Source organism: Oerskovia sp. PE-21s (genome assembly GCF_056158145.1).
This window is the reverse complement of the sequence record NZ_JBUXJM010000001.1, coordinates 448705-461499: the sequence shown is the minus strand read 5'-3', so window position 1 is coordinate 461499 and position 12795 is coordinate 448705. Positions and strand designations below refer to the sequence as shown.

The window sequence follows — 12795 nt, the reverse complement described above, 5'->3', positions numbered from 1 at the left end:
TCGGGGGACGGCAGGATCGGCGCGTGCTCATCACCCTCCATCCCGGCGTCGACCTCGACGTGACCCCCGGCTCGCGCCTGGGAGACCTCCGCGCGGACCTGGCGCGCGTCGCGTGCCGCCCCGAGCTCGCCGGCGCCCCGCTCGAGGTCGACGGGGTCGTCCTCGGCGAGGACCACCGGGTCGGGACGCGTCCCCTGCTTCCCGGGGCCATCCTCCGCGTGACGGGGAACGCGAGACGCACCCCTGCGGGACGCGCGGACGGGTCCCGGTCCGCGAGCGCCGAGCGGGACCAGGACGTCGCCGCGCTCCGTGCCCCCTGGCACGTCGCGGTCCTGAGCGGGCCGGGATGCGGGGGCCTGCTGCCGGTGCGGCCGGGCTCTGCGCTCCGCCTGGAGCACGGGAGCGGTCCGTGCGTCGTCGTCACGCTGCGCGCGGCGGGCCGTCGGGGGTGGTTCCCGGTGGCGGGGGGCCGCGCCGCAGACCACGCGGGGGCCGCGGCAGGAGCGGACGGGACGGACGTCGGGTTCGAGGTGCGGGTGCGGGTGCGGGTGCGGGGTGCCCGGCGCGGGGAGCGGGCCGTGCCGGTCCGCCGGGAGCCCCCCGAGGGCAGGTCGCGGCGCGTGCGGCGCGGAGCGTGGCGACGCTGGCGCCCCGGTCACGTCCTGCGGGTCGGGCCCACGACCTACGACCTACGCCCACGGCCCCGCCTCGAGGAGTGGGACGTCACGAGCGGGCTCGCCCGTCCGGTCACGGCCGCGCCGCGCGAGGCTCTCGGTCCGGCCGCGCTCCTGATGGCCGTGACCCCGGCCGTCGGGTCGCTCGCGCTCGCTGCGAGCACGCGCCAGCCCGTGTTCGCGCTCCTTGCGCTGATCGGTCCGCTCACGCTCCTGGTCCCCCTCCTCGCCCGACGGCGCCGCTCGTCCTCGCTCGCACGCTCGGGCACGGGCGAGGGGCACGTCGGGCGGCCCGGCGCGTCCCCCGGAGCGGGCGGCGACCGGGCGCGGCCCGCGAGCCGCCCCGGTACCCGCGATCACGCCTCCTCGGCCCCGCGGGGGTCGCTGCGCGACGACCGGTCCCCTGTCCCGGGCGGCCTGCTCGACCGGACCGGGTACCCCGCGCCGCACCCTGCGGACCTCATGACCGCGGCGTTCGCCGCCCACCATGCGGCCGACCTTGCGCCGACCGCCGACCACCCGACCAGCGGTGCACGCACGCTGGGTGAGCCGGCACCCCGCCCGGAGACGCCGAGCGCTCAGGGCACGCACCTGCCCGACGGGTGCGTGGCGGTGGTCGGACCGCGCGAAGCCCGCCTGGCGGCCGGTCGTGCGCTGCTCCTCGCCCAGGTCGCCTCGGGCGCCGAGGTCGATGCCGTGCACCCGGACGACCTCGCACCGGACTGGTCCTGGTTGCGCTGGCTGCCCGGCTCGCGCCGGAGCGACCTCGTGCCAGGTGCGCGGCGGGAGGGCGGGACGAGCCCGCCGACCGACCGCGTCGTGCTCGTGGACGTCGACCGCTCCACCACAGGCACCGGGACGGTCGAGCCCCTCGAGTCGTGGTGGGCGCGGCGTACCGGGACGGAGCGGCTGATCCTCCTCGCCCCCGACCGCAGGTCCGTGCCGGCCTGGTGCCGCACGGTCCTGGACACGAGCCGGGGCACGTGGCACCTCGCCGACGGTGCGGCCGAACCCGCCCCGGAGCTCGGGGTGTGCGCCCCGTGGGCCGAGCGGTACGCACGGCACGTCGCCGCCGCGGCACGCCTCGGCCGCTGGCCCGCGGGCACCGCGCCCGGGGGGCCGGTCGACCGCACGGACCCCGTCCACCCCGACCTCGCGGCGAGCGTCTCGCTGGCGGGGCTGCTGCTGGCCCCCGTCCCCCACGAGCCTGCCTCGCTGACGTCGTGGGTCGCCGCCCGGTGGTCGGTGCCCGCGGACGGGTCTCGCCCGGGCCTGGTCGTCCCGCTCGGCACCGACGCGCAGGGCAGCACCGTCCACGTCGACCTGGTCCGCGACGGGCCGCACGCCCTCGTCGCCGGGACCACGGGAGCCGGCAAGTCCGAGCTGCTGCAGTCGCTCGTGCTCGGGCTCGCCCTCACCCACAGCCCGCGCGACCTCGCGATCGCGCTCGTCGACTTCAAGGGCGGGGCGGGCTTCGGCGACTGCGTGGACCTCCCGCACGTCGTCGGACGCGTCACGGACCTCGAGCCAGGGCTCGCCGGCCGAGCCCTGGCCGGCCTGCGCGCCGAGCTGCGCCGGCGTGAGCAGGCCGTGGCAGAGGCAGGGGCGACCGACATCGACGGCCTGCCCGTCGGGACGCTCCCCCGGCTCCTCGTGGTCATCGACGAGTTCCGGGCGCTCGCCGACGACCTGCCGGACTTCCTCCCCGGCCTCCTGCGGCTCGCCTCGCAGGGCCGGTCCCTCGGGGTGCATCTCGTCCTGGCCACCCAGCGCCCCGCAGGTGCCGTGACCGCTGACATGCGAGCGAACATCTCGCTGCGCCTGGCCCTGCGGCAGATCGACCCGGGCGACTCGCGAGACGTGATCGACGCGCCCCATGCCGCGCTCATCCCTGCCGGTCGGCCCGGCCGAGCCGTGCTGCGACGAGGCACCGAACCGCCGCTCGTGGTCCAGTGCGCGCACGCGGGGACGGCCGCGCCGCGTCCTGGGGCCCAGGTGCTGGCCGCCCGACGCTGGGGAGCGGCTCGTGGCACGACCACCGCCGTCGACCTCACGCCCGACCTGGTCGCCCGGCTGGTCGCGGCCGCCGTCCTCGCGGCGCGCGCCGCCCGTCTCCCGGCCCTCGCCCCGCCGTGGCTCCCCGCGCTCCCTGCGCGCGTGACGCCGTCGGACCTGCGGGACGTCGCGCTTCCTGGCGACGTCTCCGACGGCCTGCCCCTCGCCCTGTCCGACCTGCCGGACCAGCAGCGGCGCGGGCTCGTCTCCTGGCAGCCCGACCGCGGGCACCTGGCGGTCGTCGGGCGGCCACGGTCCGGGCGCTCGACGACGCTGCGCGCCCTCGCGGTCGCCGCTCTCGACCGCGGCTGGGACGTCCACCTCGTCGGCGACGCGCCGACGCTCACGCACGGGCTGCCGGGTCACCCGTCGTGCGGGACCGTCGCGCCTCGCCACGACGCGCGGCGGGTCGCACGCCTCGTCGACCTCCTGCTGGGCCGCCCGCAGGACCGCCCGACCCTCGTCCTGCTCGACGAGGTCGAGGACCTGCGCGCCTCCCTCGCCCGGCTCGCGTCGGGCGCCGGGGCGGACCAGCTCGCCCGGCTGCTCTCCGAGGGTCCCGCGAGAGGCGTGCACGTCGCGCTCGCGGGTGGCTCCCCGGGGCTGGCAGGCCTGTCCTCGCGCGTGGGGCCGCGCCTCGTGCTGGCCTCGGGCACCGTGCCCGACGACGTCGCGCTCGGCGTCCCCTCACGGCTCGCCGGGCGCGGCGGTCGTCCGGGCCGTGCCGTGTGGCTCGGGGCGGGCGACGCCGTCGAGTGCCAGGTGGTCGTCGGCTCCGAACCCGGCGACCCGACGGACGGCCCTGCTGGTCTGCGCGGCACGAGGCGTGATCGGCCGGTGCGGTTGCTCCCGCTGCCCCGGATCGTGACCGAGCCGGACGTCACGGGCGACGCGGCGGACGGAGTCGGTGCTGACGCCGGCGCTGCAGCGGGACGTCTCGTGGTCGGACGGGGCGGCGACCACGCGGACCGTGTCCTCCTCGACGTCTCGCGCGGGGCGCTCGTCGTGGGGCCCCCCGGCAGCGGGCGCAGCAGCGCTCTGCTGGTCCTGGCGCGTCAGGCCCACGCCACGGGCAGGCTCCGGGCGATCGTCTCGCCCGACGAGCGCTTCACGGAGCTCGAACCGCTCGGCGCGTCCGCGGACGGGCCCGGTGCGACCGAGCCGTTCGCGGCCACCGGTCCTCGCGCGTCGGCGCGGGTGCGGGCCCTGCTCGGCACCCTGCCGAGCGTCGGGCTCGGCGCGGGCGACGTGGTGGTCGTCGACGACCTGGACCTGCTCGTCCAGACGTTCCCGCTCGAGGCGGACGTCCTCACGGACCTGGTGCGCACAGGCGTCGTGGTCCTTGCGTCCTGCACGACCGCGGCGGCGGCGATGGCCCACCGGGGGCCGGTCGCCGAGCTGCGGGGCGCACGCAGCGGCCTCGTCCTGGCCCCCGAGGAGCGTGGCTCGGGCGAGGTGTTCGGGAGACCGCTGGGCGGTTCGGTCGACCCTGAGGGCGGACCGGTCGGTCGGGCCGTCGCCGTCTGCGGGAACGACCTCGTCCCTGTCCAGGTCACGGCTCCCGGGACGAGCCGGGTGCCATCGGTGGTCGCCCGGACCGCGGCGCTCGGCGTCACGGACCGGTCGTGACGTCAGCCCTCGGTGCGGGCAACGTCCCGGGTCGTCGCGACGACGACGGGGCGCAGCATGAGTCCGACGAGCACGACCAGGGCGAGCGCCATGGTGATGATCCCCCCGGACGTGACCTCGTACTGCAGCCAGCTGAAGGCGACCACGATCTGGAGCAGCTGCCACGTGGCCGCGGGCGAGCGCGCCCACCGCTGCCCGCGCAGCAGGCCGCGCGCGCTGGCACCGAGGACGACCGCGACGCCGGCGCAGAACAGTGCGAGGAAGATCGAGACCCCGGCCGAGAAGGAGCCTCCCGTGAGGAGCTCGAACAGGACGAGCACCGCGGCCGCCGCGAGGGCCAGCGCCTCGAGGACGATCCCGGCGATCACGACCCACAGTGCGGGCGGTCGCGCCCCTGCCGGGAGGCTCGACGAGGGGGCCTTGCCCTCCTCGGGAGGCTCGGGGGTGGATTGATTCGGGGTGCTCACTGGTGCCACGACAACCCAGAGTACGCGTGACCTGCACCTTCACCGAAGTGTGACCAAGACCTCACGGTTCACCCCGCAGAAACTTTCCGGTAACCCCTTGTGCTGGGCTTCACGAGGTGTGAACCTAGTTCAAGCATCAATTACCCCCCACCTGAGCCTGAAGCCCATTGTGGACGTGCGTCCGACACATTCACGAAGCGGCCTTGCTCGCCATGCCAAGGAGACCTCACATGGACTGGCGCCACCGCGCAGCCTGCCTGGAAGAAGACCCTGAGCTGTTCTTCCCGATCGGGAACACCGGCCCTGCCCTCCTGCAGATCGAAGAGGCGAAGGCCGTGTGCCGTCGCTGCGACGTCGTCGACACGTGCCTCAAGTGGGCGCTCGAGTCCGGTCAGGACGCAGGCGTCTGGGGCGGGCTGTCCGAGGACGAGCGCCGCGCTCTCAAGCGCCGCACCGCTCGCGCCCGTCGCGCAGGCTGAGCTTCACATACTTTTCTCATAAAGGGCCGTCACCACCTGGTGGCGGCCCTTTATGTTGCCCACGGAAGAGAATTCTCGACCGATCCGATCCTGTCCGTGAACCCTCTGCTCAGCCCTGCCGCGAGCCCCCGCCGTCGCGCAGGACGAGCTGGAGGACGACCTGCGTCCCACCCTCCGGACGGGCCGACCACTCGATCGTCCCGCCCAGCTCGTTCGTGACGAGCGTCGCGACGATCTGCGACCCGAGGCCGCTCTTCTTGGGCTTGACCGCAGGATCGGTACCCGGTGCCGGCATGCCCACGCCGTCGTCCGCGACCACGATCCGCAGGGCGGAGCCGTTGCGCCGGGCGTCGATCTCGACGGTCCCGTCCTTGCGGCCCGAGAAGCCGTGCTCGACCGCGTTCGTCACCAGCTCGGTCAGCACGAGCGCGAGGGGGGTCGCGTCCTCGGCCGGGACCAGGCCGAAGCTCCCGGTCTGCACCGTGCGGACCTTGGTGTCGGCCGAGGCGACGTCGGCGGCCAGGCGCAGGGCCCTTCCGCCCATGTCGTCGAACTCGACCTCCTCGTCGAGAGTCTGGGACAGGCTCTCGTGCACCAGGGCGATCGTGGCGACGCGGCGCATGGCCTCCTCGAGCGCGGCTCGCGCCTCGGGCACGTCCATGCGTCGCGCCTGGAGCCGCAGCAGCGCGGCGACCGTCTGCAGGTTGTTCTTGACGCGGTGATGGATCTCGCGGATCGTCGCGTCCTTGGTGATGAGCTCGCGCTCGCGACGACGCAGCTCGGAGACGTCGCGGCACAGCAGCACCGCGCCGATCCGCTGCCCCGACTCGGTGAGCGGCAGGGCGCGCAGGGACAGGGCGACCCCACGGGCCTCGATGTCCGTGCGCCACGGCGCACGTCCCATGACCACGAGCGGCAGGGACTCGTCGACCGGGCTCTGGTGCTCGATCAGGTCGGTCGTGACCTCGATGAGCGAACGTCCGACGAGGGGTCCGATCACACCGAGGCGGTGGAAGCAGCTCAGGGCGTTGGGGCTCGCGTAGAGGACCTCACCCTCGGAGTTGAGCCTGATCAGCCCGTCCCCGACACGGGGGGCGCCACGCCGCGGGCCGGTCGCCGCGTTGGGCGCGGGGAACTCGCCGCGGGAGATCATCGCGATGAGGTCGTCGGCGGCCTCGACGTAGTTGAGCTCGAGCCGGCTGGGCGTGCGCCCGCTGCCGAGGTTCGTCTGCCGCGCGACGACCGCGATCGCGTGCCCCTCGTGCACGACGGGGATGGCCTCCTCGCGCACCGCGTACGCACCGAACCAGCGGGGCTCGCGCGATCGCTGCGAGCGGGCCTCCGAGAGAGCGCGCTCGAGCTGAGGACGCTGGCCGTCGGGAGCCATCGAGCCGACGATGTCGTCGTAGTGGACGGTGGCCCCGGTGCTCGGTCGGCACTGGGACACGGCGACGAAGTTCCCGTCGCCCGTGGGCAGCCACAGGACGAGGTCGGCGAACGCCAGGTCGGAGATGACCTGCCAGTCCCCGACGAGAAGGTGCAGCCACTCGTTGTCGGCAGGCGACAGCTCGGCGTGGCGGGAGATCAAGTCACTCATGGCAGACACGGGCTCCAGCGTACGCATGCCCTGCCGTCTTCACGGGATCGGGGCCCTTCCTTGGGTAGAGTCGGTCTCCCCGGCGCACCTTGCGCGCCGGTCAGCACGTCCCGAGGAGATCCTGTGCACCTGAGCGTCGATCTGCACTACCCCGCCGGTCTGGACGACGTCACCGCGATGCTCGCGAGCGAGGCGTTCGTCCGGTGGCGCGCGCAGCGCACGGGTGGCCCGCAGAGCCTCGTGGACCTCGCGGACGTGACGGGGTCGCTCGCGGAGGGTTTCTCGGTGGTCGTGCGGCGCACGCTGCCCACGGACCAGATCCCCGGCCACCTGCGCGCCTTCGTGGGGAACGCGCTCGAGATCCGCCAGGCCGAGGTCTGGGAGCCAGCGGTGGACGGGGTGCGGCGGGGAACCGTCTCGCTCGAGATCACGGGCGCGCCCGTGCGCATGACCGGCACGGTCTCGCTCGAGGCCCTGCCCGACGGCGGGACCCGCCAGTCGTACGAGGGCGAGCTCAAGGCGACGGTCCCCTTGTTCGCGGCGACCGTCGAGGACGCCGCGGCAGGCGCCGTCCGGGCCACGCTGGCGTCCGAGGAGCAGGCCGGCGTGGAGTGGCTCACGGCCCCTTGACGGTGACGGCGGCGGGCTCCGGACTGGGTTGTGTCGAGCGCCGGACGACGGGTCTGCGCGAGTGCCCAGCGCACGCGGCGAATCCCATACACGCGGTCGGTAACCGATAACGATTCGGGTACGGGATTTCGCAGGAAAACGTCCTGACCTGCACAGATGCCGCCGTGGGAGCGTTTCCACCACGTTCTGTCACCTCCCGAGGTTGACATCCCGAGAAGTCAGCAGCCACCATCGTGGCACTTCGTGGGAGCGCTACCACTCAAAGGAGGATGGGAGCGCTGCCACGCCGATCATCGACAAGGGAGTCACCGTGCTGAGCAGCACCCGTTCGACCCGCACCCGCACAGCAGCAGCCGCCGTCGCGGGGGTTGCGGCCCTCACCCTCACCCTGACCGCCTGCTCCTCGGGCTCCGGCTCGTCGGACGAGGGCAGCGGTTCGTCCGACGGCGAGAAGATCACCCTCACCGTCGCGACGTTCAACGACTTCGGCTACACCGACGAGATGCTGACGTCCTACACCGACGCTCACCCGAACGTCGAGGTCAAGCAGGTCAAGGCGGCGAAGTCCGAGGACGCACGCACCAACCTGACCACCAAGCTCGCCGCCGGCGGCGACGGCCTGGCCGACATCGAGGCCATCGAGGTCGACTGGCTCCCCGAGCTCATGCAGTACCCGGACCTCTTCACCGACCTCACGGACCCCGAGCTCGCGGACCGCTGGGTCGAGTGGAAGTCGCAGCAGGCCACGACCCCCGACGGCAAGCTCATCGGGTACGGCACCGACATCGGCCCCGAGGCCATCTGCTACCGCTCCGACCTGTTCGCCGCAGCCGGGCTGCCGACCGACCGCGCCGCGGTCGCCGAGCTCCTCGGCGGCGCCGACGCCACCTGGGACGACTACTTCGCCGTGGGCAAGCAGTACAACACCGCGACGGGCAAGGCCTGGTTCGACAGCGGTATGGCCACCTACCAGGGCATGGTCAACCAGCTCGACAACGCCTACGAGAACTCGGACGGCACGCCCAAGGACCTCGCGACCAACTCGGACATCCAGGGCCTGTACGAGTCCGTGCTGACCGCGTCCGTGACCGACAACCTCTCGGCACACCTCGAGCAGTGGTCGGGCGACTGGGACGCCGCGTTCCAGAACGACGGCTTCGCGACCATGCTGTGCCCCGCCTGGATGACCGGCCCGATCGAGGAGCGCTCGGGCGGCGTCACCGGCTGGGACGTCGCCGACGTCTTCCCCGGTGGCGGTGGCAACTGGGGCGGATCGTTCCTCACGGTGCCCGCGTCCGGCAAGAACGCCGACGCCGCCAAGGAGCTCGCCGCCTGGCTGACCGACCCCGCGCAGCAGACCGCCGCGTTCGAGTCCGCCGGAACCTTCCCCTCGCAGGTCGAGGCGCAGGACTCCGAGGCCGTCCAGGCCTTCACGAACGAGTTCTTCAACGCCGCGCCGGTCGGCGCGATCTTCGTCGCCCGCGCCAACGCGATCGAGGGCGCGCCGTTCAAGGGTGCGAACTACTTCGCGATCCACCAGACCGTCCAGGACGCCATCAAGCGCACCGACGTCGAGAAGACCGACGACGCCAAGGCGTCGTGGGACAAGGCCGTCCAGTCCTTCAAGGACCTGGGCCTGAGCTGATCCGGCGCGCGGGGTGACCCCCTCGGGAGGTCACCCCGCGCTCCCCCGTCCCAGCCCGCCGTCGGGCATCGCGTCCCCGCTCGACCCAGCACAGGAAAGTCGGATGAGCGTCCTCACTCCCACCCAGCCCAACCAGGGCCTCGACGGACCGGCACCACGCCCCCAGCGGCGCGTCGGCTTCTCCCAGCGCCTCGGCCGCTGGGACGTCAAGCTCTCCCCCTACCTCTACATCTCCCCGTTCTTCATCCTCTTCGCGATCACCGGGCTCTTCCCCCTCGTCTACACGGCCTTCGTGTCGGTGCACGAGTGGAACCTGCTGGGCGGGCAGGGGGACTTCGTCGGTCTCCAGAACTTCTCCGACGTGCTCGCGCAGCCCACCTTCTGGAAGTCGCTGCGCAACACCTTCTCGATCTTCCTGCTCTCCTCCGTGCCGCAGGTCATGTGCGCGATCATCATCGCGGCGCTGCTCGACCAGAACCTGCGCGCCGCGACGTTCTGGCGCATGGGCGTCCTGCTCCCCTACGTCGTGGCCCCCGTCGCGGTCGGCCTCATCTTCGGTCGCCTCTTCGCCGACCAGTACGGCCTCATCAACGGGCTCCTCGGGGTGATCGGGATCGAACCGATCCGCTGGCACGCCGACGCCCTCGCGAGCCACGTCGCGATCGCCTCGATGGTCAACTTCCGCTGGACCGGCTACAACGCGCTCATCTTCCTCGCCGCGATGCAGGCCGTCCCGCGCGAGCTCTACGAAGCCGCGATCATCGACGGCGCGGGCCGTGTGCGGCAGTTCTTCTCCGTGACCGTGCCCCAGATCCGCGCCACGATCATCTTCGTCATCATCACCTCGACCATCGGCGGGCTGCAGATCTTCGACGAGCCGCGCACGTACGACGCGCAGGGCCTCGGCGGCGCCGACCGCCAGTGGATGACGACGGTCCTCTACCTGTACGACGTCGCGTGGGGCAACCAGAAGAACTTCGGCCGCGCCGCCGCGATCGCCTGGATCCTGTTCATCGTCATCCTGCTCATCGGGCTCGTGAACTTCGCGATCACGCGCAGCATCTCGACGTCAGGCCCCAGCAAGAAGGCGCCGCGAGCGGTCCAGCGCGCTCGACGCAAGGCTGCCGCCGCCGCGGTCCGCGCCCAGAACGCGTCCGGCCCGCGCCAAGGATCCTCCCCCCGCCGACCCAGCGCGCCCACGAGCGCACCGAACGAACGGAAGAAGCGATGAGCTCGATCCCCGTCGTCGCGCAGACCGCCGGAGCGGGCGCCGCCCGGGCGGCCGCGCGCCGCCCGAACCGCCGCCCCGTCCGCAAGGGCACGGGCGGTCACACCCGCCGTCCGGGCTGGGTCACCTACACCTTCCTCGGCCTCGTGCTGCTGATCTCGATCTTCCCGCTGTACTTCACGCTGATCCTGGGCTCGTCGACCCCGGCCGAGATCTCCAAGGCGGCGCTGCCGCAGCTCCTGCCAGACGCGAGCCTGTTCACGCAGTTCGCCGAGGTCATCGGGTCGAGCGCGATCAACTTCTGGAAGGCGTTCGCGAACTCGGTGATCATCGCGGTCATCACGTCGCTGTCCGTGGTCCTGTTCTCCACGCTCGCGGGCTACTCGTTCGCCAAGCTCCGGTTCCGTGGCCGCGGCCCTCTCCTCGTCTTCGTCATCGCCACCATGGCCGTGCCGACCCAGCTCGGCGTGATCCCCATGTTCATCCTCATGTCCGACCTCGGGTGGATCGGGAAGCTGCAGGCCGTGATCGTGCCCGCGCTCGTCACCGCGTTCGGCGTGTTCTGGATGACGCAGTACCTGTCGGAGTCCCTGCCGTACGAGCTCATCGAGGCCGCACGCGTCGACGGTGCCTCGATGTTCCGGACCTTCTGGTCGATCGCCCTGCCCGCAGCACGGCCCGCAGCCGCGATGCTCGGCCTCTTCACGTTCGTCCAGCAGTGGACGAACTTCTTCTGGCCGTCCATCGTGTTGAACCAGGAGAACCCGACGCTGCCGCTCGTGGTGCGGTCGCTGCAGGCGAACTACTTCGTGGACTACTCGCTCGTCATGGCTGGCGTGTTCCTCGTGACGCTGCCGCTGATCGTGCTGTTCATCTTCACCGGTCGCCAGCTGGTCGCCGGCATCATGCAAGGAGCTGTCAAGGGATGACCGAGATCATCACCCCCCGCCACCTGGGCGCCACCGACCGCGTCGAGTTCCCCCAGGGATTCCTCTGGGGCGCCGCGACCGCCGCGTTCCAGATCGAGGGGGCCGCGCACACCGACGGCCGCGAGGACTCCGTCTGGGACACGTTCTGCCGCGTCCCGGGGGCCGTCCTGGGCGGCGACGACGGCGAGGTCGCGTGCGACCACTACCACCGCTACCGCGAGGACGTCGCGCTCCTGTCCGACCTGAACCTGGGCACCTACCGGTTCTCGTCGTCGTGGGCCCGCGTCCAGCCGGGCGGCGGCGCGGTCAACCAGAAGGGGCTGGACTTCTACTCCCGCCTCGTCGACGAGCTCCTCGCCAAGGACCTGCTGCCCTGGATCACGCTGTACCACTGGGACCTGCCGCAGGCGATCGAGGACCAGGGCGGATGGACGAACCGCGACACGGCCTACCGCTTCGCGGACTACGCCGTGACGATGCACGAGGCGCTCGGCGACCGTGTCGGGGTCTGGACGACGCTCAACGAGCCATGGTGCTCGGCCTTCCTCGGGTACACGGGCGGCGTCCACGCCCCCGGGCGCCAGAGCCGCCCCGACGGGCTCGCCGCGGCGCACCACCTGCTGCTCGGCCATGGCCTGGCGGTCCAGGCGCTGCGTGAACGCGCCCCCGAGGCGAACCTCGGGATCACGCTCAACTTCACGGTCGCCGACCCCCTCGACCCGACCGACCCGGGCGACGTCGACGCGGCCCGCCGCATCGACGGTCAGTTCAACCGGATCTTCCTCGACCCGGTCATCAAGGGCGAGTACCCGGCCGACGTCCTGGCGGACGTCGAGGAGTACGGTTTCGCGGCGCACGTCCAGGACGGCGACCTCGAGATCATCTCGTCGCCCATCGACGCGCTCGGCGTGAACTACTACCACGGTGAGCTGGTCTCCTCACGGCCCGCGTCGACCACGCTGGACGGCTCCGCGCCGGTCGAGCGCCCGACGTCGAGCCCGTACCCCGCGGCCGACGGCGTGTTCAACCACCCGCGCGGGCTGCCCGTCACGGACCAGAGCTGGGAGGTCCAGCCGGAGGGGCTCACCCGCCTGCTCAACCGCCTCCAGGCGGACTACACGGGCCCCGCGGGGGTGCCGCTCTACATCACCGAGAACGGCTGCGCCTACGACGACGTCGTGGAGGCCGACGGGTCGGTCGACGACCAGAACCGCCTCGAGTTCTTCGACGCCCACCTGCGGGCCGTCAAGGACGCGATCGACGACGGCGCCGACGTCCGTGGCTACTTCGCGTGGTCGCTCCTGGACAACTTCGAGTGGTCCTGGGGCTACTCCAAGCGCTTCGGGATCGTCCGGGTCGACTACGAGACCCAGGAGCGCACCGTCAAGGCGAGCGGGCACTGGTTCGCCCAGGTCGCGTCCCAGAACGCGGTTCCCGCCCGCCCCTGAGGGCGAGCCTCCGA

At 72.6% G+C, this 12795-nt stretch carries 9 protein-coding genes; 7 read left to right on the top strand and 2 right to left on the bottom strand.

Translation table 11 applies throughout. The features are described 5' to 3' along the window. Window positions 1-23: 23 nt before the first annotated feature. Complete coding sequence (locus ACZDYF_RS01975; protein WP_475052544.1) at window positions 24-4358, top strand: FtsK/SpoIIIE domain-containing protein; 4335 nt, start codon at window positions 24-26, stop codon at window positions 4356-4358. 2 nt (window positions 4359-4360) lie between these two features. On the opposite strand, the gene ACZDYF_RS01970 is transcribed toward ACZDYF_RS01975, so the two are convergent. Continuing rightward, window positions 4361-4834: a hypothetical protein gene (locus ACZDYF_RS01970; RefSeq protein WP_475052541.1), complete on the bottom strand. Its 474-nt coding sequence runs from the start codon at window positions 4832-4834 to the stop codon at window positions 4361-4363. 221 nt (window positions 4835-5055) lie between these two features. On the opposite strand from ACZDYF_RS01970, the gene ACZDYF_RS01965 reads away from it, so the two are divergent. Further along, entirely contained in the window at window positions 5056-5304 is a 249-nt protein-coding gene (locus ACZDYF_RS01965) for a WhiB family transcriptional regulator (protein WP_030150075.1), read from the top strand. Between the two features lie 109 nt (window positions 5305-5413). On the opposite strand, the gene ACZDYF_RS01960 is transcribed toward ACZDYF_RS01965, so the two are convergent. Next, window positions 5414-6901: a sensor histidine kinase gene (locus tag ACZDYF_RS01960; RefSeq protein WP_475052537.1), complete on the bottom strand. Its 1488-nt coding sequence runs from the start codon at window positions 6899-6901 to the stop codon at window positions 5414-5416. A gap of 123 nt (window positions 6902-7024) precedes the next feature. On the opposite strand from ACZDYF_RS01960, the gene ACZDYF_RS01955 reads away from it, so the two are divergent. From ACZDYF_RS01955 to ACZDYF_RS01935, 5 genes are all read left to right on the top strand, one after another. After that, a complete protein-coding gene (locus tag ACZDYF_RS01955; RefSeq protein WP_475052533.1) occupies window positions 7025-7531 on the top strand; it encodes a DUF2505 domain-containing protein in 507 nt (168 codons plus the stop codon). A gap of 310 nt (window positions 7532-7841) precedes the next feature. Beyond that, the gene (locus tag ACZDYF_RS01950; protein WP_364074578.1) at window positions 7842-9176 is read left to right on the top strand and encodes an ABC transporter substrate-binding protein; all 1335 of its coding nucleotides are present in this window, start codon (window positions 7842-7844) and stop codon (window positions 9174-9176) included. A gap of 103 nt (window positions 9177-9279) precedes the next feature. After that, on the top strand, window positions 9280-10407 hold the full coding sequence (locus ACZDYF_RS01945) for a carbohydrate ABC transporter permease (protein ID WP_364074581.1): 1128 nt from the start codon (window positions 9280-9282) through the stop codon (window positions 10405-10407). After that, window positions 10404-11333, top strand: a complete 930-nt coding sequence (locus ACZDYF_RS01940) for a carbohydrate ABC transporter permease (protein ID WP_138823337.1) — start codon at window positions 10404-10406, stop codon at window positions 11331-11333. Before ACZDYF_RS01945 ends, ACZDYF_RS01940 begins: the two co-directional genes overlap by 4 nt. Then, complete coding sequence (locus ACZDYF_RS01935) at window positions 11330-12781, top strand: GH1 family beta-glucosidase (RefSeq protein WP_475052527.1); 1452 nt, start codon at window positions 11330-11332, stop codon at window positions 12779-12781. Before ACZDYF_RS01940 ends, ACZDYF_RS01935 begins: the two co-directional genes overlap by 4 nt. The last annotated feature ends 14 nt before the right edge of the window (window positions 12782-12795 follow it).